The organism is uncultured Pseudomonas sp. (genome assembly GCF_913777995.1).
GTDB lineage: Bacteria > Pseudomonadota > Gammaproteobacteria > Pseudomonadales > Pseudomonadaceae > Aquipseudomonas.
The window spans coordinates 28,680-54,586 of record NZ_CAJYVE010000038.1; the positions used below are offsets into that span (position 1 = coordinate 28,680).

26 protein-coding genes are annotated in these 25,907 nt (G+C 64.7%); 10 read left to right on the forward strand and 16 right to left on the reverse strand.

Translation table 11 applies throughout. From position 1 onward, the window contains the following. Nucleotides 1-422 precede the first annotated feature (422 nt). The 6 genes from paaK to paaF form a co-directional block, all read right to left on the reverse strand. Entirely contained in the window at nucleotides 423-1,736 is a 1,314-nt protein-coding gene (gene paaK / locus QZ497_RS16370) for a phenylacetate--CoA ligase PaaK (protein ID WP_295476822.1), read from the reverse strand. 94 nt (nucleotides 1,737-1,830) lie between these two features. After that, the gene (pcaF, locus tag QZ497_RS16375) at nucleotides 1,831-3,036 is read right to left on the reverse strand and encodes a 3-oxoadipyl-CoA thiolase (protein ID WP_295476824.1); all 1,206 of its coding nucleotides are present in this window, start codon (nucleotides 3,034-3,036) and stop codon (nucleotides 1,831-1,833) included. Next, nucleotides 3,033-3,476, reverse strand: coding sequence for a hydroxyphenylacetyl-CoA thioesterase PaaI (gene paaI, locus QZ497_RS16380; protein ID WP_295476825.1), 444 nt, complete (start codon nucleotides 3,474-3,476; stop codon nucleotides 3,033-3,035). The genes pcaF and paaI overlap by 4 nt, the downstream gene beginning before the upstream one ends. Beyond that, nucleotides 3,466-4,986: a 3-hydroxyacyl-CoA dehydrogenase PaaH gene (paaH, locus tag QZ497_RS16385; protein WP_295476827.1), complete on the reverse strand. Its 1,521-nt coding sequence runs from the start codon at nucleotides 4,984-4,986 to the stop codon at nucleotides 3,466-3,468. The genes paaI and paaH overlap by 11 nt, the downstream gene beginning before the upstream one ends. Before the next feature lie 3 nt (nucleotides 4,987-4,989). Beyond that, nucleotides 4,990-5,781 carry a 2-(1,2-epoxy-1,2-dihydrophenyl)acetyl-CoA isomerase PaaG gene (paaG, locus tag QZ497_RS16390; protein ID WP_295476829.1) on the reverse strand — a complete coding sequence of 264 codons (792 nt, stop codon included), beginning with the start codon at nucleotides 5,779-5,781 and terminating at the stop codon, nucleotides 4,990-4,992. 27 nt (nucleotides 5,782-5,808) lie between these two features. Next, entirely contained in the window at nucleotides 5,809-6,582 is a 774-nt protein-coding gene (paaF, locus tag QZ497_RS16395; protein WP_295476831.1) for a 2,3-dehydroadipyl-CoA hydratase PaaF, read from the reverse strand. A gap of 318 nt (nucleotides 6,583-6,900) precedes the next feature. On the opposite strand from paaF, the gene paaY reads away from it, so the two are divergent. From paaY to QZ497_RS16420, 5 genes are all read left to right on the forward strand, one after another. Further along, a complete protein-coding gene (gene paaY / locus QZ497_RS16400) occupies nucleotides 6,901-7,494 on the forward strand; it encodes a phenylacetic acid degradation protein PaaY (protein WP_295476833.1) in 594 nt (197 codons plus the stop codon). 67 nt (nucleotides 7,495-7,561) lie between these two features. Continuing rightward, on the forward strand, nucleotides 7,562-8,485 hold the full coding sequence (paaX, locus tag QZ497_RS16405) for a phenylacetic acid degradation operon negative regulatory protein PaaX (RefSeq protein ID WP_295476834.1): 924 nt from the start codon (nucleotides 7,562-7,564) through the stop codon (nucleotides 8,483-8,485). A gap of 290 nt (nucleotides 8,486-8,775) precedes the next feature. After that, complete coding sequence (locus QZ497_RS16410; RefSeq protein WP_295476978.1) at nucleotides 8,776-10,713, forward strand: ATP-binding protein; 1,938 nt, start codon at nucleotides 8,776-8,778, stop codon at nucleotides 10,711-10,713. Between the two features lie 80 nt (nucleotides 10,714-10,793). Beyond that, nucleotides 10,794-11,165 (forward strand): hypothetical protein, encoded by a 372-nt coding sequence (locus QZ497_RS16415; protein WP_295476836.1) that lies wholly within the window; start codon nucleotides 10,794-10,796, stop codon nucleotides 11,163-11,165. Continuing rightward, nucleotides 11,162-11,368 (forward strand): helix-turn-helix transcriptional regulator, encoded by a 207-nt coding sequence (locus QZ497_RS16420; protein WP_295476838.1) that lies wholly within the window; start codon nucleotides 11,162-11,164, stop codon nucleotides 11,366-11,368. The genes QZ497_RS16415 and QZ497_RS16420 overlap by 4 nt, the downstream gene beginning before the upstream one ends. Here QZ497_RS16420 and QZ497_RS16425 read toward each other — a convergent pair. Further along, nucleotides 11,356-12,252: an alpha/beta hydrolase gene (locus tag QZ497_RS16425; RefSeq protein ID WP_295476980.1), complete on the reverse strand. Its 897-nt coding sequence runs from the start codon at nucleotides 12,250-12,252 to the stop codon at nucleotides 11,356-11,358. The two genes, QZ497_RS16420 and QZ497_RS16425, sit on opposite strands and share 13 nt — an antisense overlap. A gap of 382 nt (nucleotides 12,253-12,634) precedes the next feature. Between QZ497_RS16425 and QZ497_RS16430 the strand changes: the two genes are divergently transcribed. From QZ497_RS16430 to QZ497_RS16445, 4 genes are all read left to right on the forward strand, one after another. Then, nucleotides 12,635-13,117: a GNAT family N-acetyltransferase gene (locus QZ497_RS16430; RefSeq protein ID WP_295476840.1), complete on the forward strand. Its 483-nt coding sequence runs from the start codon at nucleotides 12,635-12,637 to the stop codon at nucleotides 13,115-13,117. A 488-nt stretch (nucleotides 13,118-13,605) separates the two neighbouring features. Beyond that, a complete protein-coding gene (locus QZ497_RS16435; protein WP_295476842.1) occupies nucleotides 13,606-13,872 on the forward strand; it encodes a DUF1652 domain-containing protein in 267 nt (88 codons plus the stop codon). A 565-nt stretch (nucleotides 13,873-14,437) separates the two neighbouring features. Further along, nucleotides 14,438-15,862, forward strand: a complete 1,425-nt coding sequence (locus QZ497_RS16440) for a pyridine nucleotide-disulfide oxidoreductase (RefSeq protein WP_295476844.1) — start codon at nucleotides 14,438-14,440, stop codon at nucleotides 15,860-15,862. A gap of 192 nt (nucleotides 15,863-16,054) precedes the next feature. Next, nucleotides 16,055-16,297: a DUF465 domain-containing protein gene (locus tag QZ497_RS16445; protein ID WP_295476846.1), complete on the forward strand. Its 243-nt coding sequence runs from the start codon at nucleotides 16,055-16,057 to the stop codon at nucleotides 16,295-16,297. A 40-nt stretch (nucleotides 16,298-16,337) separates the two neighbouring features. Here QZ497_RS16445 and QZ497_RS16450 read toward each other — a convergent pair whose 3' ends face one another. The 6 genes from QZ497_RS16450 to QZ497_RS16475 all read right to left on the reverse strand — a co-directional run bounded on the left by QZ497_RS16450 (nucleotide 16,338) and on the right by QZ497_RS16475 (nucleotide 20,623). Then, complete coding sequence (locus QZ497_RS16450; protein WP_295476848.1) at nucleotides 16,338-16,961, reverse strand: DUF3618 domain-containing protein; 624 nt, start codon at nucleotides 16,959-16,961, stop codon at nucleotides 16,338-16,340. After that, nucleotides 16,958-17,368, reverse strand: a complete 411-nt coding sequence (locus tag QZ497_RS16455) for a phage holin family protein (RefSeq protein ID WP_295476850.1) — start codon at nucleotides 17,366-17,368, stop codon at nucleotides 16,958-16,960. The genes QZ497_RS16450 and QZ497_RS16455 overlap by 4 nt, the downstream gene beginning before the upstream one ends. A 2-nt stretch (nucleotides 17,369-17,370) precedes the next feature. Beyond that, nucleotides 17,371-17,769 carry a hypothetical protein gene (locus QZ497_RS16460; RefSeq protein ID WP_295476852.1) on the reverse strand — a complete coding sequence of 133 codons (399 nt, stop codon included), beginning with the start codon at nucleotides 17,767-17,769 and terminating at the stop codon, nucleotides 17,371-17,373. 201 nt (nucleotides 17,770-17,970) lie between these two features. After that, nucleotides 17,971-18,159: a carbon storage regulator CsrA gene (gene csrA / locus QZ497_RS16465; RefSeq protein ID WP_045489705.1), complete on the reverse strand. Its 189-nt coding sequence runs from the start codon at nucleotides 18,157-18,159 to the stop codon at nucleotides 17,971-17,973. 531 nt (nucleotides 18,160-18,690) lie between these two features. Then, nucleotides 18,691-20,043, reverse strand: a complete 1,353-nt coding sequence (locus QZ497_RS16470) for a GntP family permease (RefSeq protein ID WP_295476855.1) — start codon at nucleotides 20,041-20,043, stop codon at nucleotides 18,691-18,693. Nucleotides 20,044-20,131: 88 nt separating this feature from the next. After that, nucleotides 20,132-20,623 carry a gluconokinase gene (locus tag QZ497_RS16475; protein WP_295476982.1) on the reverse strand — a complete coding sequence of 164 codons (492 nt, stop codon included), beginning with the start codon at nucleotides 20,621-20,623 and terminating at the stop codon, nucleotides 20,132-20,134. Between the two features lie 256 nt (nucleotides 20,624-20,879). On the opposite strand from QZ497_RS16475, the gene QZ497_RS16480 reads away from it, so the two are divergent. Further along, on the forward strand, nucleotides 20,880-21,896 hold the full coding sequence (locus tag QZ497_RS16480) for a LacI family DNA-binding transcriptional regulator (protein WP_295476857.1): 1,017 nt from the start codon (nucleotides 20,880-20,882) through the stop codon (nucleotides 21,894-21,896). Nucleotides 21,897-21,904: 8 nt separating this feature from the next. Here the strand turns inward: QZ497_RS16480 and QZ497_RS16485 are convergent, their stop codons facing one another. The 3 genes from QZ497_RS16485 to QZ497_RS16495 form a co-directional block, all read right to left on the reverse strand. After that, entirely contained in the window at nucleotides 21,905-23,101 is a 1,197-nt protein-coding gene (locus QZ497_RS16485) for an MFS transporter (RefSeq protein ID WP_295476858.1), read from the reverse strand. A 104-nt stretch (nucleotides 23,102-23,205) separates the two neighbouring features. Further along, nucleotides 23,206-24,114 carry a LysR family transcriptional regulator gene (locus tag QZ497_RS16490; RefSeq protein ID WP_295476860.1) on the reverse strand — a complete coding sequence of 303 codons (909 nt, stop codon included), beginning with the start codon at nucleotides 24,112-24,114 and terminating at the stop codon, nucleotides 23,206-23,208. 59 nt (nucleotides 24,115-24,173) lie between these two features. Next, entirely contained in the window at nucleotides 24,174-25,853 is a 1,680-nt protein-coding gene (locus QZ497_RS16495) for a malate synthase G (RefSeq protein WP_295476862.1), read from the reverse strand. Nucleotides 25,854-25,907 lie beyond the last annotated feature (54 nt).

The following is a 25,907-nucleotide window of genomic DNA, read 5'->3' on the forward strand; positions in this document are numbered from 1 at the left end:
GCTCGCGAATAGCAGGCTATCTGGAGCGGGTACACCCGTCGCTGCATCAGTGCCCTTGAGTCACCTTTCCGCCTTTACGGCGGGTCCCTTTTGGTTTCCAGGTGCCCTGCGCGCCAAAAGTAACCAAAAGGCATTGCTCCTGGCTTGGGTCTGCCCTGCGGGCAGACTTCCCTCCTTTCGGCGCCATTCCAGGGGGGCGGCGCAATGGGCCGTCCCTGGCCCAGTGCGCCTAAGCCGGCATCCCTGCCGGCTTACCCCCTTCCATGACACCTCCACTCGGCCTGCACCGAAGTCGCGTTCGGCGGCGTCTGCAAGTTCTGTGCTTTAAAAGCAAAAGCGACGCCAGATCAGCTTGCTCTGGTCTAAAAGATCAGTATTGGGATAAAGCCGTTCCTGCCGTTTGCGCATGGGCGGGCGAGGGCTCAGCCCTTGGGGCGTTTGTCGAACACGTGGCAGGCCTTGCCCTCGGAGCGCTTGATGGTGTGGAAGGGCTGGATCAGCACCCGGGCGCTGATGCCGATGTGGGTCTTGATCTGCCGACTCAATTCATCGGCCACGCGCTTCTGCTGTTCGGCGTCCAGGTGCTGCTGCTCATGCTTGAGTTCTACATGCACATCGACGCTGTCCAGGTTGCCGTTGCGGTGCAGGTGCAACTCGTAGACCTCGGCCAGTGGCTTGATCTTGAGAATCTGCTCTTCGATCTGCGTGGGGAACAGGTTGACGCCCCGCACGATCAGCATGTCGTCGCTGCGCCCGGTGATCTTGTCGATACGCCGCATCGGCCGTGCCGTGCCGGGCAACAGGCGGGTCAGGTCGCGGGTGCGGTAGCGGATCATCGGCAGCGCTTCCTTGGACAGCGAGGTGAACACCAGCTCGCCCATCTCGCCGTCGGGCAGCACCTGTCCGGTCACCGGGTCGATGATCTCCGGGTAGAAGTGGTCTTCCCACACGGTGGGGCCGTCCTTGGTTTCTGCGCATTCCATGGCCACGCCTGGTCCCATGATTTCCGACAGGCCGTAGATGTCCAGGGCGGTGATGCCCAGGCGCTCTTCGATGGCGCGGCGCAGTTCGGCGGTCCAGGGCTCGGCACCGAAGATGCCCAGGCGCAGTTTCAGCGTGTGCGGGTCGACGCCCTGGCGCTCGATCTCGTCGGCCAGGTTGAGCATGTACGACGGTGTGACCATGATGATGTCGGGCTGGAAGTCGCGAATCAGCTGGACCTGTTTCTCGGTCTGCCCACCCGACATCGGGATCACCGTGCAGCCCAGGCGCTCGGCGCCGTAGTGTGCGCCCAGGCCGCCGGTGAACAGCCCGTAGCCGTAGGAAATGTGCACCTTGTCGCCGCGCCGCCCGCCTGCCGCTCGGATCGAGCGGGCGACCACGTTGGCCCAGGTGTCGATGTCGTTCTGCGTGTAGCCGACCACCGTGGGCTTGCCGGTGGTGCCGCTGGAAGCATGCAGGCGCACCACCTCGCTCTGCGGCACGGCGAACATGCCATAGGGATAGTTGTCACGCAGGTCGTTCTTGCCGGTGAAGGGGAAGCGCGCCAGGTCTTCCAGCTGCTTGAGGTCGTCCGGGTGCAAGCCCTGCTGGTCGAAGCGCTGGCGATACAGCGGCACGTTGTCGTAGGCATGCTTGAGGCTCCAGCGCAGGCGGTCGAGCTGGTGCTGGCGCAACTGGTCGACGCTGGCGGTTTCCATGGGGTCGAGCAAGGCGGTATTGGCGATCATGTTCATGGTTCACTCGATTGTTTTTGTACGGGCCGGTAGCGCCCTGAGTGGTCTGGCGCAGGTTAGCCCGCGCCGCCGTGTCCGATCTTTTCTATGCGTGTCAGAGTCTTTCGATGACCAGCGCGATGCCCTGGCCGACGCCGATGCACATGGTGCACAACGCATAGCGGCCCTGGCGCTGTTCCAGCTCGTACAGGGCCGTGGTGACCAGGCGCGCGCCGCTCATGCCCAACGGATGACCCAGGGCGATGGCGCCGCCGTTGGGGTTGACCCGCGGGTCGTCGTCGGCCAGGCCCAGCTCGCGCAACACCGCCAGGCCCTGGGCGGCGAAGGCTTCGTTGAGTTCGATGACGTCCATCTCGGCCAGCGACAGGCCGGCCAGGTCCAGCACCTTGCGTGTCGCGGGCACCGGGCCGATGCCCATGATGCGTGGCTCGACCCCGGCGCTGGCCATGGCCAGGACCCTGCCGCGCGCCTTCAGGCCATGGCGCTGGGCGGCGGCAGGGCTGGCCAGCAGCAGGGCGCAGGCACCGTCGTTGACCCCCGAGGCGTTGCCGGCGGTGACGCTGCCGCCGTCGCGGAACGGCGTACCCAGTTTGCTCAACTGCTCCAGGCTGGTGTCGGCGCGTGGGTGCTCGTCGTGCTCGACCACCTTGGCGGGGCCTTTGCGCTGGGCAATTTCCACCGGGGTGATTTCCCGTGCCAGGCGACCGCTGGCCTGGGCCGCTGCGGCCTTGTGCTGGCTGCGCAGGGCGAAGGCGTCCTGGTCGGCGCGGGAAATGCTGAACTGCGCGGCGACGTTTTCCGCCGTCTCCGGCATGGAGTCGATGCCGTACTGTGCTTGCATCAAACGGTTGACGAAGCGCCAGCCGATGGTGGTGTCGAAGAGTTCCGCCGTGCGGCCGAAGGCCTGCTCGGACTTGCCCATCACGAACGGCGCGCGGGACATGGACTCCACGCCACCGGCCAGCAGCAGTCCGGCCTCGCCCGCGCGAATCGCCCGCGCGGCACTGCCCACGGCGTCCAGCCCGGACCCGCACAGGCGGTTGAGGGTGACGCCTGGCACGTTTACCGGCAGGCCGGCGAGCAGGGCGGCCATGCGCGCCACGTTGCGGTTGTCTTCGCCGGCCTGGTTGGCGCAGCCGTAGAACACATCCTCCACCTGGCTCCAGTCCAGCTCGGGATGGCGCTGCATGAGGGCGCGGATCGGTACGGCGCCCAGGTCGTCAGCGCGCACGCTGGCCAGGGCCCCGGCGTAGCGCCCGATGGGCGTGCGGATGGCGTCGATGATCAGGGCGTCAGTCATTGCAGGTTCTCCAGGTCGAGCAGGGTGCCGCGCACTTTGTAGGATTTGCCATGGAACAGGGCGATCAGCTCGCCACGCTGGTTTTCGATTCGCACGTCGTAGTTGCCGGTACGACCGCTGCGGCTCTGCTCGACGGCCCTGGCGACAAGCCGGTCGTCCAGCTGCGCAGGGGCGACGTAGTCGATGCTGCAGCCGATGGCCACGGTCACTGCGTTGTAGGTGTTGCAGGCGAAGGCGAAGGCCGAGTCGGCCAGGGCGAACAGGTGCCCGCCATGGCAGGTGCCGACGCCCTGCAGCATGTCGGCGCGCACGTGCATGCCGACACTGGCGCGGCCGGGACCGACCTCCAGCAGTTGCATGCCCATGGCCTGGCTGGCGGCATCGCGTTCGTAGAGGGTGCTGGCACAGGCTTCGGCCAGCTGCTGGGCATCAAGCGGCATGCAGGGTGCTCCCTTGTTCGGTGCGTCGCCGCAGCAGCAGCGAGGGGCGGTAGCGGGTTTCGCCGTAGGCGGCCTGCAGGTTTTCCAGGGTTCTGAGAATCTGCGCGGGGCCGATGGCATCGGCCCAGGCCAGCGGGCCGCGTGGGTAGTTGACGCCGGCGCACATGGCCAGGTCGATGTCGGCGGCGCTGGCCACGCCGTGCAGCAGCGCGTCGGCGCCTTCGTTGGCGAGCATCGCCACGGTACGCAGTACCACCAGCGCCGGGGTGTCCTCGATCAGGCTGACCTTCAGGCCGGCGCGCTGTAACAGGCCGATCGCCTGTTGCAACGCCGCTTCCGAGGTGCGGGCTGCGCGGCTGATGGCCAGGCGCTCGGCCTTGGCATAATCCAGGGCCAGGTCGAACAGCACCAGACCACTGATGCCGTCCTGGCGGGCGCGCTGGCTGGCCAGGCGGCCATCGCTGAGCGCCAGTACCGCGTCACCCACGCGGATCAGCCCGGCTCCGGCACGCCGGGTTACCACCACCCCGGCCTGCTGCAGGCGTTCGACCAGCGGCTCGGCAATGCCCAGCTCGCCTTCCACCACACAGCCTTCGATGGATGGTGCGCCAGGTGCCTGGCTCGCGGTCGGGCGCAGTGCTCCATCGCTGTAGTCATAGAAGCCGCGGCCACTCTTGCGGCCCAGGTGCCCGGCGTCCACCAGTTCCTTCTGGAGCAGCGACGGCTGGAAACGCATGTCGCCGTAATAGGCCTCGAACACCGAGCAGGTCACTGCGTAATTGACGTCATGGCCGATCAGGTCGGTGAGTTCGAACGCACCCATGCGAAAGCCGCCGGCTTCGCGCAGCAGGGCGTCGAGGGTGGCGCAATCCGCCGCGCCTTCCTGCAGCAGGCGCAGGCTCTCGGCATAGAACGGTCGCGCCACGCGGTTGACGATGAAGCCCGGCGTAGAGCGCGTATGCACTGGCTGCTTGCCCCAGGCCCGGGCGGTGGCATACAGGGCGTCGGCCAGTGCCGGGGCGGTGGCCAGACCCGACACCACCTCGACCAGCGCCATCAGCGGCGCCGGGTTGAAGAAGTGCAGGCCGATGACGCGCTCGGGGTGTTGCAGGCCGGCGGCCAGGCTGGTGATCGACAGGGACGAAGTGTTGCTGGCCAGGATGCAGCTGGCGGTGCAGACGCTCTCCAGCTCGCGCAGCAGGCCCCGCTTGACCTCCAGGTTCTCGACGATGGCTTCGATCACCAGGCCAGCATCAGCCAGCCCGGCGAGGCTGTCGGCTGCGTGCAGGCGTGCGCGGATGGCGCTGTGTTCGCTGGCCGCCAGCCGGCCCTTTTCGACCAGCCGACCCAGCTGTCGGTCGATGCCGACGATGGCCTGGGCGGCCGCGCCGTCACGGGTGTCGAACAGCAGAACCGAGTGGCCGGCCTGGGCGGCGACCTGGGCGATGCCGGCGCCCATGGCGCCCGCGCCGATGACCGCCACCTGCGTGTTTTTATCCAGGGCTGCCATGGCTCAGTGTCCCTTGAAGGTGGGGGTGCGTTTGTTCATGAAGGCCGAGACACCCTCGCGGTAGTCGTCGCTGCGCCCGGCCAGGCGCTGCAGGTCACGCTCCAGCTCCAGTTGCTCGTCGAAACTGTTGTGGGCGCTGGCATTGAAGGCACGTTTGATCAGCGCCAGGCCGTAGGTGGGCTGGGTGGCGAGGTGGCGGGCCAGTTTCAGGGCTTCATCGCGCAGGTCGGCGTCGTCCACCACCCGGTAGATCAAGCCCCATTGCTCGGCCTGTTCGGCACTGAGCCGCTCACCGAGCAGGGCCAGGGCCTTGGCCCGTGCCATGCCGACCAGGCGCGGCAGGCTCCAGGTACCGCCAGAATCCGGCACCAGGCCGATCTTGCAGAACGCCTGGATAAAACTGGCCGAGCGCGCTGCCAGCACCAGGTCGCAGGCCAGCGGGATATTCGCCCCGGCACCGGCAGCCACGCCATTGATCGCGCAGATCACTGGCATTGGCAGGTCGCGCAGGGTACGGATCAGCGGGTTGTAGAACTGCTCGATGGACTCGCCCAGGTCGGGCATCTGCGCGCCGGGTGCGACGTTGCGGTCGGAGAGGTCCTGGCCGGCGCAGAAGCCGCGGCCTTCGCCGGTAATCAGCAGCACCCGCGCCGCGCCGTCCTGGCGCACGCGCTTGAGGGCCTCGCGTACTTCCAGGTGCATGGCGGTGTTGAAACTGTTCAGTTGCTCGGGACGGTTGAGGCTGAGGAAGGCCACGCCGTCCTCGATGGCAAACAGGATGTGCTGGAAGTCCATGATGGCGCTCTCGATGAATGGCTTGAATCACCGGCCCTTGAAGGTCGGCGTGCGTTTGTCCTGGAAGGCGCGGATGCCCTCGTCGCGGTCGGCGGTGCCGGCCAGCAGGGTGAAGGCATGGCGCTCGAAGCGCAGGCCACTGGCCAGGTCGGTGTCCTGGGCCTTGAGTAGCGCTTCCTTGGCCAGGCGCACGGCCAGCGGGGCCTTTTCGGCGATGAGCCTGGCGATGGCCACGGCGCGCTCGACGGTCAGTTCCGGCTGGGTGATTTCGCTGACCAGCCCGGCGCGCAGGGCATGACGTGCGTCGATGGGTTGCCCGGTGAGCACCATCTGCATGGCCAGGGACTTGCCCACGGCGCGCAACAGACGTTGGGTGCCACCGGCGCCGGGCATGATCCCCAGGTTGATTTCCGGCTGGCCGAAGCGTGCATCTTCCCCGGCAACGAGGATGTCGGCATGCATGGCCAGTTCGCAGCCGCCGCCCAGGCAGAAGCCGTTGACGGCTGCCACCAGCGGCTTGGCAAAGGCGCTGATGCGCTGCCAGCAGGCCACCCTCGGGTCGTCGAGGATGCCCACCAGGTCACGTTCGGCCATTTCATTGATGTCGGCACCGGCGGCGAAGGCTTTGCGGCTGCCGGTGATGACCACGGCACGCACCGCGTGGTCGGCTGCGGCCAGGTCCAGCTGGTCGGCCAGTTCGGCGAGCAGTTCGGTGTTCAGCGCATTGAGTGCCTGCGGGCGCTGCAGGGTGATGAGCCGTACGCCAGTGGCGGCTGTGGTTACGGCTAGGGTGTGAGGCATCGTCAGGTCCTCGGATGGCACGCGCGACCTTGGGGCCGCTGATTATTGGAATGGGCAGATGCCCTCGGGGCAGTGCTGGACCGAGTATAGGCTTGATGCGATACAAAACAACATATGTTTTATTTTATTTGTGTGTCTAATATGTGTTTGAGAAGGCGAGTAAATCACCAGCATTGGCGATTGATCCAATGAGTTAAAGCCTTTCATGGCGTTTGGAAAGATCTGAACGTGATACGCATGATTTTATAGGTATGGGTAATGCGGTAGAGCATGATCGGCTCGCCTGCGCCGACCCACGTGATACGAGGAGACTCATGAATGACCTGTTACAGCCTCGATGGCCTGACCCCCGTGGTGCATCCCACGGCTTTCGTGCACCCCACGGCGGTGCTGATCGGTGACGTGATCATCGGTCCTGGCTGCTATGTCGGTCCGCTGGCCAGCCTGCGCGGCGACTTCGGGCGCATCGTCCTGGAGGAGGGCGCCAACCTGCAGGACACCTGCGTGATGCACGGTTTTCCCGACAGCGATACGGTGGTGGGACGCAACGGCCATATCGGCCATGGCGCGGTGTTGCACGGCTGCCGTATCGGTGAGGATGTGCTGGTGGGCATGAACGCGGTGGTGATGGACTACGCCGAGATCGGCGCGCGGTCGTTCGTTGCCGCCACCACTTTCGTCAAGGCACGCTTCAGTTGCGCCGAGCAGTCGCTGGTGCTCGGTTCGCCAGCGACGGTCAAACGCCGCCTGAGCGATGACGAAGTGGCCTGGAAGCAGGCTGGCACCCGTGAATACCAGCAGTTGGCGCAACGCTGTCGGCACGGCCTGGTGGCCTGTGAGCCGCTGAGCGAAGTGGAAGCCGGACGGCCGCGAATCAGCGACAGCGCCTTGCGGCCCAAGGCCGGGGATTGATGGGCAGGCTCGCAGGCATCCCGCCGGGCGGTTATATTCGGCATCTTTTTCGCTGTCCGGTACGCCCATGACGTCCCTTGCCCCGCTCGCCCAGCTCATCCAGCGCTTTCAGGAGCGCACGCCGATCCGCGCCAGTTCACTGATCATCACCTTGTATGGCGATGCCATCGAGCCCCACGGCGGCACGGTCTGGCTGGGCAGCCTGATCCAGCTGCTGGAGCCCATGGGCATCAACGAGCGGCTGATCCGCACCTCGATCTTTCGTCTTACCAAGGAGGGCTGGCTGACCTCCGAGAAAGTCGGCCGACGCAGCTACTACAGCCTGACCGGCACCGGACGACGGCGTTTCGAAAAGGCCTTCAAGCGCGTGTACAGCACCAGCGTGCCAGCCTGGGATGGTGCCTGGTGCCTGGTGGTGCTCTCGCAACTGCCAGCGGACAAACGCAAGCAGGTGCGCGAAGAACTGGAGTGGCAGGGTTTTGGCGCGATCGCTCCGACCGTGCTGGCCAACCCGCGCGGCGACAAGGCAGACGTCAGCGCCACCCTGCAGGAACTCGACGCACTGGACGACAGCATCGTCTTCGAAACCCGCGGCCAGGATGTTCTGGCGTCCAAGGCGCTGCGTGCGCAGGTGCGCGAGAGCTGGAACATCGACGAGCTGGGCCAGCACTACAGTGAATTCATCCAGCTGTTCCGCCCGCTTTGGCAGGCGCTGCGTGAACAGGACGAGCTGCGCGGTGAGGATTGCTTCCTGGCACGTACCCTGTTGGTCCATGAGTATCGCCGCCTGCTGCTGCGCGACCCGCAACTGCCCGACGAACTGCTGCCCGGCGACTGGGAGGGGCGTGCGGCCCGTCAGCTGTGTCGCAATATCTACCGGCTGGTGTGTGCCAAGGCCGAGCAATGGCTGGCCGGCGCGATGGAGACCGCCGACGGACCTCTACCCGATGTAGGCGAAAGCTTCTGGCAGCGTTTCGGTGGCCTGCGTTAAAAAAACGGCGAGCATTGCTGCTGCGATAAAACCCTTTTGCGGCCGCATGGTCTGTGGCTGCGCAGGGATATTCTCGCTGCGTGCCGTGGCCGTCGTACGTGTCGCCACAGCGACCCTTCCTATCGGGACTTCGAGCCGTGACCGATCATCAGATGAACCCCTTGCATGACCAACTGCAGCGCCTCGAGGCCGAGAATGCCCGCTTGCGCCAGCAGATGGCGGCGCGTGACCTGCAGGCCGAGACGGCCCTGGCGCTGTCTCGGGAGCGCTACCGCTTCCTGTTCGACACCATGGACGAAGGCTTCTGCATCATCGAGTTCTTCGATGGGCCGCATGGTCCGCTGAGCGACTATGTGCATGTCGAGGCCAATGCTGCCTACGCCAACCATGCCGGGATTCCCAACGTGGTCGGCAAGAAGGTTCGCGAGATGGTCGGTGCCGAGGCCGATGGCTGGATCGAGCTGTACGGCGAGGTGCTGCGCAGCGGCGTACCGATCCGGTTCGAGCGCGAGCTGGTGGCCACCGGGCGTTACCTGGCCCTGGCGGCCTTTCGCATCGAGCCGGCCAGCCGCAAGCAGGTGGCGGTGCTGTTCCAGGACATCACCCAGCGCAAGCGTGCCGAACTGGCCCTGCAGCAGCTCAACGAGACCCTGGAAAGCCGTGTGCGCGAGGCCGTGGCTGAACGCAACGTGCTGGCTGACGTGGTCGATGGAACCGATGCTCGTATTCATGTCATCGACCCCCAGTACCGCTGGCTGGCGTTCAACGTCATGGCGATCACCGAGTGTGAACAACTGTTCGGTGTGCAACCGCGGGTCGGGCAGAGTGTGCTCGATGCCCTGGATCACTTGCCCGATACCCGCGAGCACGTCCGCAGGTTGTGGGATCGCGCCTTGGGCGGCGAGGAATTCATCGAGGTTACCGATTTCCAGACCAGCGGCGCGCCATCGCGCTTCTACGAGATCCGCTACCGCACCTTGCGCGGGACCGATGGCCAGGTGATCGGCGCCTACATGTTCGCCTACGACATCAGTGACCGACTGCGCGAGCAGGAACGACTCAAGCAGGCCGAGGAGGCCCTGCGTCAGGCGCAGAAGACGGAGGCCGTCGGGCAGCTGACCGGGGGCATCGCGCATGACTTCAACAACTTGCTGACCGGTATCAACGGCTCGCTGGAGCTGCTGCGCGCGCGTCTGAGCCAGGGGCGTTTCGACGGCATCGATCGCTATGCCGCAGCGGCCCAGGATGCTTCGCGGCGAGCCGCTTCCCTGACGCACCGCCTGCTGGCGTTCTCGCGCCGCCAGACCCTGGACCCCAAGCCGGTGGACGTCAACCGCCTGGTGGCCGGCATGGAAGAATTGATTCGCCGTTCGGTCGGCCCGCACATCACCGTCGAGGTGGTCACCGCCATCGGCCTGTGGTCGACGTTCATCGACGCACCGCAGTTGGAAAGCGCCTTGCTCAACCTGTGCGTCAACGCCCGCGATGCCATGCCACTGGGCGGACGGATCACCATCGAGACGGCCAACAAGTGGATCGATGAGCGCGAGGCGCGGGTGCGCGACCTGTCGCCGGGTCAGTACCTGTCGCTGTGCGTGACCGATACCGGCACCGGCATGACCCCGGAGGTCATGTCCCGCGCCTTCGATCCCTTCTTCACTACCAAGCCGCTGGGACAGGGCACCGGGCTGGGGCTATCGATGGTGTATGGCTTCGTGCGCCAGTCCGGCGGCCAGGTGCGTATCTATTCGGAACTCGAGCAGGGCACCACGCTGTGCCTATACCTGCCGCGCCATTACCAGGCTGCCGAAGAGCCGCAGGCACTGGATGCCGAGAGTCCGGGCGCCTGCGCGCCGGCCGTGTGCCGGGTGATGATCGTCGACGATGAGCCGACCATCCGCATGCTGGTCAGCGAAGTGCTCGAAGAGCGTGGCTACGCGGCGATCGAAGCGGTGGATGGCGCCAGCGCGCTGCGCATTCTCGAAGGCGACAAGCCGGTCGACCTGCTGGTCACCGACGTGGGCTTGCCCGGTGGCATGAACGGTCGGCAGCTGGCCGATGCCGCGCGACGCCTGCGCCCTGAGCTGAAAGTGCTGTTCATCACCGGCTATGCCGAGAACGCGGTGATTGGCAACGGCCATCTTGAGCCGGGTATGTGGATCATGACCAAGCCGTTCGCCATGGAAGCGTTTGCCAGCCGGATCTACGAAATGCTCGAACGCGACTGAGCAGAAGGAAAGTTTGCTTTACATGCCGGCGGGCTTCGTTGCAGCATGTAAAGCATGCTTTCCATTTCGAGAGAGGTCCCATGAATCGCTATCTACGTGAATTCGCCGCTGCCCTGGTGGCTTATGTCGCCGTGTTGATCCTGAGCCTGGCGGCGTTGGCGCGGGCTGACCTGTCAGCGGCAGCACGAGCGGCAATCAGCCTGGCGCCGATGTTGCCTGGCCTGCTGCTGTGTTGGGCAGTGGTCCGCCAGCTGCGCCGCCTGGATGAACTGCAGCTGCGCATTCAGTTCGAAGCGCTGGGCTTCGCCTTCGCGGCCAGCGCGCTGCTGACCTTCAGCTACGGCTTTCTGGAAATCGCCGGGCTGCCGAAACTGTCGCTCTTCGTGGTCTGGCCGTTGATGGCGGTGATGTGGATGCTGGGCTTGCTGATCGCCGCAAGGCGCTACCGTTGAACAACCGGCTCAAGGCGTTGCGGGCCGAGCGCCAGTGGTCCCAGGAGGATCTCGCCGGCCGCCTGGCGGTCTCCCGACAGACCATCAATGCCATCGAGAACGGCCGCTACGACCCCAGCCTGCCGCTGGCCTTTCAGATGTCCAGGCTGTTCGACCTGCCCATCGAGGCGATTTTCCAGTATGAGCCTGATCAACCCGGCTGAGCGGATTTGTGCGCCGCCTGGCGGGCCTGTTCGCTGGGCGCTGGTGTCTTGAGCAGTGTCTGCAGGGCCTGGCTATAAGCCTGGCGGCCCAGGCGCATGCTGTTGTTGTGGGTGCCGCCGGGCACCAGCAACAGGGTCTTGGGTTCGGCGGCGGCCTGGTACAGCGCTTCGCTGAAGCGCGGCGGGACGTAGCGGTCGTCGGTGCCATGCACGATCAGCACGGGCATGCCGATGTCGGCGATCTTGCCTTCGGAGTCGAACTTCTGCGACAGCAGCCAGCGTACCGGCAGCGAGGTGTAGCTGCTGGCGATGGAACTGGCCACGTCGGCGAGGTTGGTGAAGGTCGACTCGATCACCAGCCCGCGCGCCTGCAGTTGCTGCGGGTCGCCATCGGCGTCGCGGCCTAGCTCGGCGGCCAGGTCCACGGCCACCGCGCCGCCCAGGGAGTGACCGTAGATCAGCCGCCGGGCAGGGTCGGGTTGCAGCAGCTTGAGGCGTTCCCAGGCGATACGCGCATCTTCATAGACGCTTTTCTCCGACGGCAGCTCGCCCTTGCTCTGGCCGAAGCCCCGGTAGTCGATGGCCAGTACCGAAAAGCCCAGGCTGCGCAGTTGCTCGATACGGAACAGCTGGCCGGTAAGGTTCCAGCGTGAGCCGTGCAGGTACAGCACCGCGGGGGCGTCCTTGCGCGGTGCCGGCCACCACCAGGCGTGGATATTCTGTCCGGCGGCCAGGCTGGGTGGCTTGAGGTCGAGTTCCTGGACACCTGCCGGCAGGCCGCCGTACCAGCTGGCGGTGCCCGGTTCGATGCGGAACACCAGTTCGCGTTCCTTGCGCTCCAGCACCGAGCAGCCGACCGGCAGGCCCACGGCGAACATCGCCATCAGCGTCCAGGTCAGCCGACGCAGGCCGCGGCGCGCAGGTTTGGGAGAAGACATTGGGAAATCCGGTAACCAAAATGACATAGATGCCGTTCATACCTCGGCATTACAGACGCTGCCAGACAGTTCGGTTACAGGATATTGCTCGGCGGCCAGTTCGCCTACGTCTGAATGGTCGCTTGCGGCATGGGCTGGTCCTGCCACCGGGCATCGACAGCCGGGCAGGGCGATCCGATGACGCGTCGTGTCCGCGCGGTGGGGGCCTGCTGTACTGAAGTCAATCAGGGCACGAGGCTCGATGTGGCAGGGCGGAGGTCATGATGCCAGCTGGTACGTTGCTTGCAGGCTATTGTGTGCTCTCCACTTCTCAAGAGGTCAATGCCCGATGCTGCTTTACCGCCCCCTGGAAGAGAAAGACTTTGCCGCTGTCTGCGCGTTGCCGCGCACCCCGGATGAACTGTTCCACATGTTTCCACGGGCGAGTTATCCCTTCACCCCGGCGCAACTGGCCGAGTCGCTGGAGCAGCGCTCCGATCCTACGGTGATCGAAATGCAGGGCGAAGTGGTGGGCTATGCGAATTTCGTCCGGTGCGATTTCCGTGGGCGCTGCACCCTGGGCAACGTGATCATTTCCGCCGACTCGCGCAGCAAGGGTGTGGGTCGCTACCTGATCGGCTGCATGGCCGAGATCGCCTTCGACAAGCACGAAGCCCGCGAACTGACCGCGTCGTGCTTCAACCACAACGTCACCGGCCTGCTGTTCTACTCACGCATCGGTCTGCGCCCCTTCGCCATCGAGGAGCGGCGTGACAAACAGGGCCAGGCTGTGGCGCTGATTCACCTGCGCCTGGAGCGTCCCGAAAGCTGAGGCGTAGGCGGCCTGCCCTGGCAGTGCCGCATGACATCAGGCAGTGTGCGAAAAGTGTCTGCGCTCGGCCGTGCTGCGAGGACAGGCCGGATCACCAACTGGGTCCGAATGCTCATTGACACATAGGCGACGGGGCCTGCTTGCCGGTTTTTACCAGGCCTGGCCTTTGCCCGTCAACTGTACGTACAAAACCTCACAAAGTAGGTTCAATAATTAACAAACGTTATTCATTTGATCGAGATCAATTGTTTTAAATATTCAGTGAATCGTTTTTTCATTGCCCTGCGTCGGATAACGGGTGACGAGCGGCCCGTTACGTCTGAAGTCGATTGCCTGCTGTAGTTGTCACGCGTATAAGGGGTGGAGATCACCGGTTTTCTGGTGGTATTCCTTGAGCAGGCGGAGTGCTTGCTTAATTACTCAAGTCACCAATAAGCGTGGGCGCACGCGGGATCGCATAGTTGCGCTTGCAAATAAGGAGATAGCCAATGATCGCTTGTGGACTTTCTACGCTCGAACTACGCAGCATCGTAGAAGGGGCGTTCCTGCCTCTCAATTGCACCTGTACCATCGCCCCGGACCAATCCATGACCGTACAGATCGCCGAGCCTCGCACTGGCCGGGTCGACCTGTTGGTCACCGGTATTTCCCTGGAGCGTCTGAATTCCAGCCGGGACATCTCCAATCTGGTCGCCGAACTGCGTGACGAACTGGTCAGTGTCGCGCAGCCTCAGGTTTACTCCCGCCTGGCCTGATACGCCAACTGAAGCGGCCGGCACAGCGGTGTCGGCTGCGGATCGTCAAATAGCCGACACCTCGCGCCAAGCCGATTGAAAGAATCAAGCAGCGTCCATCGCTGGAAGAAAATTGCCCCAATTGCAGATGTTCTGCGGGGTTGCCCGACGTTCTGCCTGTTATGGCGTTTCCAAGCGGTTTTCGGGTAGCTGCCGAGCGGGTTTGACAGCGTTGAAAACCTTTGCAAACATTATTGCTGTCAGTGCGCTTATTCCCTTCGTAACACGCTATTACCTATTCTTTGATCCTCCGCGTCGGCTTCTTGTCAGAAGCGGGCGGTAGCCTGTCCGATCATCAGCTTTTTGTCGCCCGGCCTTATCAAGGGTGTGCCGCTTACGGCCTTTCAATCAACGTGGTGTTCCGCTCACGTGCGCGTTTCATGTGCTGTTGTTTTTAATGAACAAACGCATTCATTCACTTATTCAACTTGCACTTTCCTGCACGCCTGAATATGTCCGCTTATTTCAATAATCGAGGCAGGCGTTGCCACGTGCCGTTCCAACAGCAGGTCAAGGAAGCCAAATCATGTTCGAAGATCATTTACACATTGAGTGTGGCTGCGTGGTGGGCGGCGCCGGCTTGGCAGGCATGGGTTTCCTGTTCAACGCCCTGAAGACCGGCGCCCTCGAACAGATCGCCAGCCAGGGGCTGATGGTCATCGATGCAGCGCCCGAAGCGGGCATCGGCAGCCTGGGGCAGTACCGCATCACCGCCAATTCGGTGGGCGATGTGTTCATCGATTGCCTGCGCGACCCCCGCCTGGCGGCAATTTTCGAGCCTCTGGAGTATTCGCCGGCCTATTGGCGCATCCGTCGGCAGGCGGACAGCGCACCACCGCTGGCGGAGGTCGGTGAGTTGATGAGCGAGGCCCATCGCCTGGTGCTGCGCCATATCGTCCAGCGCTACGGGGTGAGGATCTGGCACAGCACGACGCTCACCGCCGTCACCTGGCAACCGGGCGGCTTGTGCTTGCAGGTCGACACCGCGGGCTTCGAGCGGCGTATCCATTGCCGTGCCCTGGTGCTCAACCTGGGAGGCCGCCAGGAACCCGGGCAGCTGTTCGACGCGCTGGCGCAATACCGCCTGCAAGTGCCGCCCGGCGCTCGTGTCATTGGCTCTGACGACCTGTTGCGCATGAGCGCGGTGCAGATTCGTGAGCAATTGATGCCGGTCGTCGATGCCGGGCAGCGTGTCACGGTGGTGGGCGGTTCGCACAGTGCCTTTTCGGTGTTGGAGAACCTTGCCGATGCCCTGGAGTTCGGCGGTTTGCAGGAGCTGACGCTGATCCATCGCACGCCGATCCGCCTGTTCTATGAGAGCGCCGAGCAGGCTCGCGAGGCGAACTATCGTTTCGACCCGCAGCAGGATGTATGTCCGGTGTCGGGGCGTATCAATCGCTCTGGCGGGTTGCGCTACCGGGCCCAGGAGATCGGTCGCGAAGTGCTGCTCAACCAGCGGGTCGGCAAGACCGGTGTGAAGATCTGCCGCGTACAGCTGCAGGATGGCGGCGTCGAGGCCGGCAACCACGCCGCACAATGGCTGGCCGAATCAGGTGCGGTGATCCAGTGCACGGGTTACCAGCCGGTGCTGCCGACCCTGCGGCACGAAGACGCTACGCCGATCCATTTGCGTCAGGCGCATGGCGGGCTGGATTCGGACGCCCAAGGCTGCCCGCTGGACCAGGATGGGCGGCGGCTCGATGGACTGTACTTGTTCGGTATCGGCGCAGGCCTGGCGGCGGACCCCAAACTGGGCAGCGAGGCGTCCTTCGAAGGACGCATCTATGGCGTATGGCAATTTCACCATGATGCCAGCCTGGCGGTGATCCAGGCCGTGCAGGCGCGCCTGCAGCGCTTTACCCGCCAGCCGGTGTCGGCGCGCCATTCGCTGGTACAGACCCTGGATGAAAACATGCGGCTGCTGTTGCCCGGCCTGAGCCGCGAAGCCTGAGGCCATTTCTCCCGGCAGTCCCCTCCTTTACGCACGGCTGGCCCGTGCGTTTTTTTGTTCGGGCGTCGCGCTGGCTGGGCACAAACAGCCTATCGGTGGGGCGCTGCTACCATTAGGGTGCAGTACACCCAGCGTTGCTCGCCATTCGAGCAGCGCCTTCGCTGTTTCCTATTCCCGATGGAGGCCCGATCCATGCCTGTCAAACATGATCTGTTCGCGGACTTGCACCTGAGCAAGGAAGAAGTGCTGGCACATGGCAGGAGCGATACGCGTCTGCAGCAGTTGCTCGATGATTACCAGCAGGCCGATTCCGAGGTGCTGGAGGCCGAGAAGGGCGTGGCGGGTGGCATAGGTGATGAAGCCCTGAAAAAGCTCAAGGAGCATCGTCTGCTGGTCAAGGACCGGATCGTCGAGCGACTGCACGGGCTGCAGTGACCGGTCGGCAGCGGCCTTGCCGGCAAGGCCGCTGCTTCGCTCAGAGGGTGGTGCCCGAGGTTGAAGGTGCGGTGCCCGAGGTTGAAGGTGCCGTACCCGATGCCGAAGGTACGCTGCCCGGCGCCGAATGTCCCTGCGCCGGCCTGGACCATTGCCGTTCCACCGGCGGCAGGTTCTGGCCGATGGCCGCGCCCAGGGCCAGGGCTACGCCCGCCAGCACCAGGGGCTGCTGGTGCACCAGGCTGGAAAGCCCGAGCTGCAGGCGCTGGCCTTGTTCGCCCAGCTTCAGGTCGCCCAGGCGACCGGCCTTGTCCTTCAGGGTCGAGGCGGTGTCCTGCAGCTTATCCTTCAGGCCGTCCAGGCCGCCGGACGCCCCGTCGCCCGACTGCGGCGTAGTGGCGCCACTGCGTTGCTGGCCCAGCATCAACCAGGCCAGGCTCACCGACATCAGTACGGCTGGCAAGGGGTTGCGGCGTACGCTGCTGCCCAGGTTGCCGGCGAACTCTCCGCCGTTGTCGCGTACATAGGCGAGGGTCTGATCCACCCATTGTCCAGGGGACATCTTCTTCTCCAGAGCATCGACTATCTGGTCGATGCTGGAGCGCTGCTCGTCGACTTCGCGCTGCAATTGCTCAGGGCTGTCGGAGCGGTCATTGCTAGTCATGATGCTTTTCTCCTGATCACGTCCTTGTCCTTGTTGAGTGCCTGGGCGGTGCGCTCAGGCGTCAGGTTGGCGGCATCCAGGCGACGGTTGCCGGCCTTGAGCATGAGCATGCCGGCGATCAGCGCAGCGACCCCGACAATCAGGGCGGCCAGCCAGACCGCCACGAACCAGGCGAGAATCTGCACGATCACCAACAGCAGGATGACCAGACCGGCCTGCATGAACATCAGGCCGGCGGCCATGGTCCTGGCCCCTTGACGCGCCGACTGCAGCGACTCGCGCAACTCGGCCTTGGCCAGCGCGATCTCCTTGGCGACCAGCAGCGGCACCTCGTGGAACAACTGCCCGACCAGCCCGATGACCGAGGCATCGCCGTCGGTGCCGGGCTTTTGTGGAATATCGCTCATGGTCAGGCTCCTTGCATGCCTTGCGCGGCTTCATCGGGGTGTCCGTTCAGACCTGGCGCGGGTGCTACGCCGAAGTTGCTCGGCTCGGCTTGGGCGAACGGGTCGGCCTGACGGTCGCCGGCGAAGACCCGGGAAAGCCCGAAGCCCAGCGCCAGGCTGGCCAGCAGCAGTTTGGCCGGGTTGTCTCTGGCCAGGTTGCCCGCCTGCTGCAGCGCCTGGTCGGCGTTCTGCCCGCGCAGGTCGTCGGCCAGCTGCGCGATGCTTTGGGCCAGTTCATCGACATACTGGGCCAGGCCGTCGGCCTCGCTGCCAGTAGAGGGGGTATCGTCGAAATGATCTTCGAGAGGCGCGCCGGTGGTGCGGTCATCACCGCCCGACGCCCCGTATTGTGGAGTTGCCATGGTCATTCTCCGTGTTCTTGGCGGATGGAATGCTCGGCTCACTGCTTATTTCGGGGCGGGCACGGGAAGTGGACTGAACCGCGCGGCTTGGCGTTCAGGTGGAATGACCAATGGAGGCGACAATGAAAACGGCGCCGCGAAGGGCGCCGTGGGACGGCCCTGGGCAAAGGTGGGGCCGCACGAATCGAGGGGCAGCAGGAATTATTGGGAGTTCTGGTTGGGCGCCAGTTCTGCCTGGATACGCTTGTAGATTTCTTCGCGATGCACGGAAACATTCTTTGGGGCGTTGATGCCCAGGCGGACTTGCAGCCCTTGAACACCAAGAATGGTGACGGTGATGTCGTCACCGATGTTTATGCTTTCGCCTACTTTGCGGGTGAGTATCAACATAATCTTTTCCTTGATGGCCTCTCTTGACGCCTCTTTCAAGAGGCTGGCATGTGCCTTTGCGTGGTGATTGTTGCCGAGTGCATCAAAATGCTTCCATCGATACGACGTTGCAGCGGTGAATTTAATTCCCTCGGTTCATGTTTCTGTCACCTTGATTTGCATCAACACGTGACGAGCTTGCCAATTCTGCCCGTTTTGTCGCGCAAATGCCCGGATTTACTGGCAAAAGGCTGAAAAAGACTCGATTGGATCCTCATTGACCTGATAAACCCGTTTTAGTTGCGTGTAGGACGTTCTGCTTCAAAAAGTAGTCCCTTGCTGATCCAGAGAGTAGGCGGATTCTGGAAGCATTGCCTTAGCTTTCTCATATTTCAAATGAAAGCGAGTAAGGCGCTGTAGGAAAGCGTGGGGCAAGAAGGGCGGGGGATTGGCTGGAAGGCGCCGGCGCGCTGTCTGGCGGGGCTGGGTCGGGTCACCCTGGCGCGCGGCAGGCTCGCACGGCGTGTCAGGCCGCACGAGTGGGGGATGCGCTCAGACCACGATCGACAGCAGCATGATGAAGATGATGCCGACCACCGACAGGATGGTTTCCATCACGGTCCAGGTCTTGAAGGTTTCGGTGACGGTCATGTTGAAGTACTGCTTGACCAGCCAGAACCCGGCGTCGTTGACATGGGAAAGAATCAACGAGCCGGCGCCCGTCGCCAGTACCAGCAGTTCGCGATTGACCCCTGGAATCAGCCCCACCACCGGGGCGACGATGCCGGCGCCGGTGATGGTCGCCACGGTGGCCGAGCCGGTGGCGATGCGGATCACTGCGGCGACCAGCCAGGCGAGCAGGATGGGGTTGAGCTGCGCCTGGACGGCCATATGGCCGATCACGTCACCCACGCCGCTGGCCACCAGCATCTGCTTGAAGCCGCCGCCGGCACCGACGATCAGCACGATGGCTGCGACCGGGGTCAGGCTCTGGTCGAGCAGTTTCATGATCTGCCCACGATCGAAGCCGCGGGCTGCACCAAAGGTGTAGAACGCCAGGAGCAGGGCCGCGAGCAGCGCGGTGATCGGGTGGCCGATGAAGTCCATCCAGGTTCGGAACAGGCTGCCTTCAGGCAGCACTACGTCGGCGAAGGTCTTGAGCAGCATCAGCACCACGGGCAGCAGGATGGTCACCAGGGTGATGCCGAAACCGGGCAGGTTCTGCGCCGTGGACTCCTTGCCGATCTGCGCCATCAGCTCGGCCGAAGGACTGCCGGGAATGCGCTTGGAGATCCACATGCCGTACAGCGGCCCGGCGATGATCGCCGTCGGCAGGGCGACCAGAAGACCGTAGAAGATGGTCTTGCCGATGTCGGCACCGAACACGCCAATGGCCAGCAGCGGGCCTGGATGCGGAGGGACCAGGCCATGTACCGCCGAGAGGCCTGCCAACAGTGGGATGCCGATGCGGATGATGGAAATGCCGGTGCGTCGGGCGACGATGTAGACCAGCGGAATCAGCAGCACGAAGCCGATTTCGAAGAACAGCGGGATGCCCACCAGAAAGGCGGAAAACATCATCGCCCAGTGCACCCTCTGTTTACCGAAGGTACGGATCAGGGTCTGGGCGATCTGGTCGGCGCCGCCGGAGTCGGCCATCAGCTTGCCGAGCATGGTGCCCAGCCCGAGGATGATGCCAACGAAGCCCAGCACGCCGCCGAAGCCGTCCTGGAAGGACTTCATGACTTTTTCCACCGGCATGCCGGAGGTCAGGCCAAGGAAGCCGGCTGCCACGGTCAGGGCGATGAAAGGGTGCACCTTGAATTGGGTGATCAGCAGAACCAGGCCGACGACAGTGACCAGGGCGTCGAGCAGCAGGTAGGTCTCATGGGTCAAACCGAACATGGGTATTCTCCAATTGTCATTGTTCTATGGAGCGACCGCCGAAGCGGATGTTCACTAAAAGATAGCGCTGTCTTTCACAGGCAGCGCTTTACTGCGGCCAGTGCGCCCGCCACCACTCGACCGCCTTGCGGCCCAGCGTGTCGAGAGTCAGGGTGGCGTCCACGCACAGCGTTCGCGGTTCATCATGGGGCGGCTCCAGGGTGGCGAACTGGCTGTCCACCAGGCTGGCCGGCATGAAGTGCCCTTGGCGGCTGGCGCAACGTTGCCGGGCGACTTCCACCGGCAGTTCAAGGAACACGAAACCCAGCTCGGGTACCGCGTCGCGCAGCAGTTGCCGATAACTGCGTTTGAGCGCCGAGCAGGCCAGTATCGGTCGTTCACCCCGCGCTACGGCGGCGGCCAGTTCTTCACCCAGGCGGGTCAGCCAGCCGGCGCGGTCGGTGTCGTCGAGGGGGATGCCGGCGCTCATCTTTTCGATATTGGCCGGTGGGTGGAATGCGTCGCCTTCGATCAGGCGGCTGCCGGTATGACGGGCGATCTGGCTGCCGACTTCGCTCTTGCCGCAGCCGGAGACGCCCATCACCACCAGGGCGGATATGTTCGATGGAGCCTTGTTCACTGTTGCCACCTTTTCTGAAGACAGCGCTGTCTTTGCCGATTTGAACAAAGTCTGCTGCGGTGCTTCAGCTCTTGTCGTTGTATTGGGGTCGCGGGTCGCCATCACTCGATGGACGTGGCAAGCCGGGTCAGGCAGACATTGCCAGCAGGAATGGGACAGCGCTACCTTAGTGCCTGGCCCATTTCCCTGGCAACCCCCTCCGTTCAGTTGGCAACGCATGGCACGTATTGGTTCCCGCTCTACCGGCCGCCCGACCCTCAATGAAGTGGCGCAACAGGCCGGCGTTTCCCCCATCACGGCTTCCAGGGCATTACGCGGTATCGCCACGGTGGCCCCGGAACTGGTCGACAAGGTTCGCGCCGCCGCACAGCGACTGGGCTATGTGGCCAATCCCGCAGCCCGTGCGCTGGCTTCGTCGAGCAGCCCGACGGTGGTGGTGCTGGTGCCGTCACTGTCCAACCAGTTGTTCATCGAGACGCTGGAAGCCATCCAGAACGTCTTGCGCCCTCGCGGCCTGGAAGTGGTGATCGGCAACTACCACTACGATCCGCAGGAAGAAGAGAAGCTGCTGCGCAATTACATGGTCAACCGGCCGCGCGGCATCCTGCTCACTGGCCTGGATCACACCTCGGTGTCACGCCAGTTGCTGACCGACAGCGCGATTCCCTGTGTACACATGATGGAACTCGATGCCAGCGAGCAGGCGCATTGCGTGGGCTTTTCGCAGCAGCAGGCCGGTGCCGCAGCGGCGCGCCATCTGCTGGGCCGTGGCCGCAGGCGCCTGGCTTACATCGCCGCGCAGCTCGATCCGCGTGTGCTGCAGCGCGGCAGCGGTTTTCGCCAGGTGCTCGCCGACGCGGGGCTGGACGATCCGGCCCTGCACCTGATGTCGCCTCGACCGTCCTCTATCGGCCTGGGTTGCGAGCTGTTCGCCCGCTTGCTGGCGCAGCATCCGGACGTGGATGGCGTGTTCTTCTGCAACGACGACCTGGCCCAGGGCGCGGCACTCGAGGCATTGCGCCTGGGTATCAGCGTGCCGCAGCAGGTGTCGCTGGTCGGCTTCAACGACCTGCCCGGGTCGGCGCACATGATCCCGCGCCTGACCTCGATCCGTACCCCGCGCGAGTCGGTCGGCCAGCGCGCGGCGCAGATGCTCCTGGCGCTGCTCGACGAGCAGCCGACCCAGAGCCAAGTGGATCTGGGGTTCGAACTGGTGGTGCGGGAAAGCTCCTGAGCGGTCGTTCAGCAACTTGCAGCACCGCGCAGGTCGCGGTTGAACAGCAGCAGCGCCAGGGCAGGAAGGACAGCGCCGACGGCGGCGATGCCGCTCCAGGCGAACTGTTGGTACAGCAGGCCGGCCAGCGCCGAGCCACCGGCGCCGCCGATGAAAATGCTGGTCATGTACAGAGCGTTGAGGCGCCCGCGACTGGCCGCATCCAGGCCGTAGACCTCGCGTTGTCCCAGGACCATGTTCATCTGCACGGCAAAGTCCAGCAGGATCCCGGTCAGCGCCAGGCCAATGACGCTGGTGCCGGGCTGCCAGAGGCCCAGCAGCAGGGCCAGGGGCGCCAAGCCCATGGCCAGTTGCGAGGCACGCCGGGTATGCCCGGCGTCGGCCAGACGCCCAGCGATAGGCGCTGCGATGGCACCTATCGCACCGACGAGGGCGAAGAGGGCGATCTGGCTCTGGCTCAGTCCATGGCTGTGCATCAGCTCCAGCGGGACGGCGGTCCAGAACAGGCTGAAGGCCGCAAACATCAGCGCCTGGTACACCGAACGCTGACGCAGCCGTGGGTGGCGGCGCAGCAGGCCCAGTAGCGAACTCATCAGCTGTGCATAGCTGGCACGGTGGCTCGGCATTCTCGGTGGCACCAGCACCGCCAGCAGCACGACGATGCCCAGCATCAGCGCGGCGGCGCCGATGAACACCATGCGCCAGCCCAGGTGATCGGCCACCAGGCTGGAGAGAGGGCGGGCCAGCAGAATGCCGAGCAACAGACCGCCCATGATGGTGCCGACCACCTGCCCGCGGCTTTCTTCGGGGGCCATGTGCGCGGCCAGTGGTACCAGCATCTGTACCGCTACGGAACTGAATCCCAGCGCCAGGGACAGGGCCAGGAACACGCTACCGTGCTCGGTGGTGCCGGCCAGTAGCAGGCACAGCGCTGCGGCCAGTGACGCGCCGATCATCAGGCGACGATTTTCCAGCAGATCGGCCAGAGGGACGAGCAGCAGCAGGCCGGCGGCGTAGCCGATCTGGGTCAGCGAGACGATCAGGCTGGCGCTGGACGGGCCCAGGCCCAGTTGCGCGGCGATCAGGCCAACGATGGGTTGTGCATAGTAGATATTGGCGACGATGGCGCCGCAGCAGAAGGCGAACAGGGTCACCAGCCAGCGTGACAGTGCCGGCGCAGGTGAATGGGCGAGGGTAAGGCTCATGGCGGTTCTCCGCAGGGTAAGGAACCGGCTCAGATTAAGTTTTGCGAAATTTTTAGAGAATTATCTTTCCAGGCAATGCATCGTTGTGAAAAACGCAAAACTGCTCAGCGCGGTGCCTCGTTGAGCAGTCCTTCGAGGAATTCCATGAAGGCGCCGACTCGCCGTGAGCCGCGATGATTCGGCAGGTACAGCGCGTTGATCTGGCTCCGGGCATGCTCAGGTCCGCATTCCCAGTCGTCGAGTACGCGCACTAGCCGCCCGGCGGCAACGTCCGCTGCCACCAGCCAGTCAGCCAGCAGCGCGAGGCCCAGGCCATCCAGAATGGCTTGGCGCAGCACATCGGCATTGTCGCTGCACAGTCGCCCCTGTACCGCCACCTCCACCTGACCGCCGGGCTGATTGAAGCGCCACAGCGGGCGCGTCGAGGCGTAGTTGAAGCGCAGGCACTCATGGCCGGCCAGTTCTTGTGGGGTCTGCGGTATCCCCCGACTGGCCAGGTAGGCGGGGCTGGCCACCACCCAGCGGCGAAACTCGCCCAGCGGGCGGCACACCATATCGGCATCGGATGCCGCAGCGCCGAGGCGAATGGCCACGTCGAAGCGTCCGTCGAGCAGATCGTCCAGGCGGTCACTGAGGCTCAGGTCCAGCTCCAGTGCCGGGTAGCGCGCCAACCAGCGCCCCAGATGCGGCGCAATGCGCTGGCGCCCGAACTCCACGGGTACGCAGACCCGCAAACGGCCCACCGGCTCGCTGCCCCGATCGGAAACCTGGGCATCGGCGTCGGCCAGGTCGTCCAGGACCCGGCGGGCTTTCTGGTAATAGCGCGCACCGGCTTCGGTGACCGAGATCTGCCGCGTCGAGCGGTTGAGCAGGGTGGCCCCCAGGTCATGCTCCAAGGCATCGACGGCGCGGCTGACCGAGGAAGTGGCCAGGCCCAGCTTGCGCGCCGCAGCAGAAAACCCCTGGGCGTCCACCGTCTCGATGAACATCCGTATCGCCAGCAACTTGTCCATCGCCGCTCCTGTCGCGTGATCGTCGCGGCGATTCTACCGGCAGCCGCCGGCGTGCGGGTTCATTCCGGAGTCTGGTCGAGCAGATTCTGCAGCAGGTGTGTGCAGCGTTCTGCCCACGCTTGCGATTCCAGGCCGGCCTGCCGCTCGCGTACATCGACCTCGTGATAATCCAGGGCATGCAGGGTCGCCGCCAGTGGCGTGTCGACCAGTCCCGTGCCGATGCCGTCGTGCAGCGCCTGGCGGCGTTCGTCGGGCTGCAACGGCGACCACGGCCCGACCCCGAGCTGCACACGCCCACGCAGTCCGCAGGCCATTGCCACGGCGCGGCGACGTTGGGTGGCGGTCGCCTGCCAGGCCGGGCATTGCGCCGCGGGCCGGGCGTGCTCCAGTGGGCCGCGCAGCAGGGCCAGGCGCGGCGCGATGGCCTGCAGGCAGGCTTCGAGGTTGAGGCTGGTGCGCCAGTGCTCGTCGACCAGGCCCAGCTTGAGCGTGTACTCCGGCAGCTCAAGGAGGGTCTCGATACGCTGGCACAACAGCTGGACGAAGGCCGCTTCCTGGCAACCTTGCAGGTTCGGAACGTTGAGGTAGAGGCTGCCGGTACGTGAATTGCCCCGGCGTTGTCGGTCATGCAGGCCGATCAGGCTGCCCAGCGTTGCATCGACGATCAGCTGGCTGACCGGGTTGCCCTGCACATCGAGCAGCGCCGGGCCATTCACCTGCAGGGCATTGACGTGCAGCGCCAGCAGCGGCCGGGCTGGCAGTAGCAGCTCGCCACCGGCGCTGCCCTGGTAGCGCAGGTCATGGGCCGGCACCGGCCTGGCCCTGTCCTTGGTCGATGGCTCGCTGGCAAGGGTATCGGTCATCAGCGCCAGCCAGTTGCCGTAGGTCTTGAGCGGGCCGGCTGCATCCACAGTCGGCAGCGGGTCAGTGATGTCCACCAGGGCGGTCAGCGCCGTTTCCAGGCGCACGTCGGCGAGGGTCGCGATGTCGCCGCCGCCGGCCGGGCTCTGTGGGTCGAAGCGCAGTTCCAGGTGCAGGCCGTGGTGCCGGAGCAGCACAGCGTCGGGCTGGTCCGGGTTGCCCCGGTGGCCCAGGTAGTGCTCCGGGGAGCGCAGCGCGGTTTCTTCGCCGCGTGCCAGCCTGACGCTCAATTGGCCCTGACGCACCCGGTAGCGCCGGGCATCGATATGGCTGCCCACCGCCAGGGGCACGAAGCGGTCGAGCAATTCGCGCACCTGCACCACCACGCGGGCCAGGCGCTGGGGGTCATGCGCAGAGGTCGCGGGCGCTCTGTGCTGGTCGGCGTCGCTTTGGTACAGCGCATCGTAAAGCGAGCCCCAGCGTGCCTGCTGGGCGTCGAGCAGGGCCGCGCGGTCGGTGCCTTCTACCAGCAGTTGGGGACCGGCCAGGTCGCTGATTTCCAGGTCCAGATTCGCCGAACTGACGCGTACCTGCGCAGGGGGCGAGTGCAGGTAGCCGCACTCGATGAGCCAGTCGCGCCATGCACCGGGGTCGCGTGGTGCCGGGTTGGCCGCTGTCCAGTCATTCAAGAGCGCCGCCAGGCGTTCGCGCTCGGCGAGCAGGTCGCGGCTCAGCGGGGCCAGCTCATGGACCAGATCGGCGAAGCCTTCCCAGAAGGCCTCGGCGTGCAGTCCAGTGCCCGGCAAGACCTGGTCGTCAATGAAACGTTGCAGTGCTGTGGCGACCTTGAGACGGTGCCGGGTGATGTAGTCCGTCATGGGCGGATCCTTGAGGGTTGTCCGTGGATGGCAATCCTGAAGGCGGCATCCGCC

What these genes read in the sequence shown, in the direction of transcription:
- paaG (WP_295476829.1), bottom strand. Translation starts at nt 5,781, where the DNA reads ATGGACTTCCAGCACATCCTGTTTGCCATCGAGGACGGCGTGGCCTTC.
- QZ497_RS16450 (WP_295476848.1), bottom strand. Translation starts at nt 16,961, where the DNA reads ATGACTAGCAATGACCGCTCCGACAGCCCTGAGCAATTGCAGCGCGAA.
- paaK (WP_295476822.1), bottom strand. Translation starts at nt 1,736, where the DNA reads ATGAACATGATCGCCAATACCGCCTTGCTCGACCCCATGGAAACCGCC.
- QZ497_RS16470 (WP_295476855.1), bottom strand. Translation starts at nt 20,043, where the DNA reads ATGTTCGGTTTGACCCATGAGACCTACCTGCTGCTCGACGCCCTGGTC.
- QZ497_RS16425 (WP_295476980.1), bottom strand. Translation starts at nt 12,252, where the DNA reads ATGGCGATGTTCGCCGTGGGCCTGCCGGTCGGCTGCTCGGTGCTGGAG.
- QZ497_RS16435 (WP_295476842.1), top strand. Translation starts at nt 13,606, where the DNA reads ATGATCGCTTGTGGACTTTCTACGCTCGAACTACGCAGCATCGTAGAA.
- QZ497_RS16440 (WP_295476844.1), top strand. Translation starts at nt 14,438, where the DNA reads ATGTTCGAAGATCATTTACACATTGAGTGTGGCTGCGTGGTGGGCGGC.
- pcaF (WP_295476824.1), bottom strand. Translation starts at nt 3,036, where the DNA reads ATGACTGACGCCCTGATCATCGACGCCATCCGCACGCCCATCGGGCGC.
- QZ497_RS16490 (WP_295476860.1), bottom strand. Translation starts at nt 24,114, where the DNA reads ATGGACAAGTTGCTGGCGATACGGATGTTCATCGAGACGGTGGACGCC.
- QZ497_RS16445 (WP_295476846.1), top strand. Translation starts at nt 16,055, where the DNA reads ATGCCTGTCAAACATGATCTGTTCGCGGACTTGCACCTGAGCAAGGAA.
- QZ497_RS16430 (WP_295476840.1), top strand. Translation starts at nt 12,635, where the DNA reads ATGCTGCTTTACCGCCCCCTGGAAGAGAAAGACTTTGCCGCTGTCTGC.
- paaH (WP_295476827.1), bottom strand. Translation starts at nt 4,986, where the DNA reads ATGGCAGCCCTGGATAAAAACACGCAGGTGGCGGTCATCGGCGCGGGC.
- QZ497_RS16495 (WP_295476862.1), bottom strand. Translation starts at nt 25,853, where the DNA reads ATGACGGACTACATCACCCGGCACCGTCTCAAGGTCGCCACAGCACTG.
- QZ497_RS16475 (WP_295476982.1), bottom strand. Translation starts at nt 20,623, where the DNA reads ATGGGCGTCTCCGGCTGCGGCAAGAGCGAAGTCGGCAGCCAGATCGCC.
- QZ497_RS16480 (WP_295476857.1), top strand. Translation starts at nt 20,880, where the DNA reads ATGGCACGTATTGGTTCCCGCTCTACCGGCCGCCCGACCCTCAATGAA.
- QZ497_RS16415 (WP_295476836.1), top strand. Translation starts at nt 10,794, where the DNA reads ATGAATCGCTATCTACGTGAATTCGCCGCTGCCCTGGTGGCTTATGTC.
- paaX (WP_295476834.1), top strand. Translation starts at nt 7,562, where the DNA reads ATGACGTCCCTTGCCCCGCTCGCCCAGCTCATCCAGCGCTTTCAGGAG.
- QZ497_RS16455 (WP_295476850.1), bottom strand. Translation starts at nt 17,368, where the DNA reads ATGAGCGATATTCCACAAAAGCCCGGCACCGACGGCGATGCCTCGGTC.
- QZ497_RS16460 (WP_295476852.1), bottom strand. Translation starts at nt 17,769, where the DNA reads ATGGCAACTCCACAATACGGGGCGTCGGGCGGTGATGACCGCACCACC.
- csrA (WP_045489705.1), bottom strand. Translation starts at nt 18,159, where the DNA reads ATGTTGATACTCACCCGCAAAGTAGGCGAAAGCATAAACATCGGTGAC.
- QZ497_RS16410 (WP_295476978.1), top strand. Translation starts at nt 8,776, where the DNA reads ATGGACGAAGGCTTCTGCATCATCGAGTTCTTCGATGGGCCGCATGGT.
- QZ497_RS16485 (WP_295476858.1), bottom strand. Translation starts at nt 23,101, where the DNA reads ATGAGCCTTACCCTCGCCCATTCACCTGCGCCGGCACTGTCACGCTGG.
- paaI (WP_295476825.1), bottom strand. Translation starts at nt 3,476, where the DNA reads ATGCCGCTTGATGCCCAGCAGCTGGCCGAAGCCTGTGCCAGCACCCTC.
- paaY (WP_295476833.1), top strand. Translation starts at nt 6,901, where the DNA reads ATGACCTGTTACAGCCTCGATGGCCTGACCCCCGTGGTGCATCCCACG.
- paaF (WP_295476831.1), bottom strand. Translation starts at nt 6,582, where the DNA reads ATGCCTCACACCCTAGCCGTAACCACAGCCGCCACTGGCGTACGGCTC.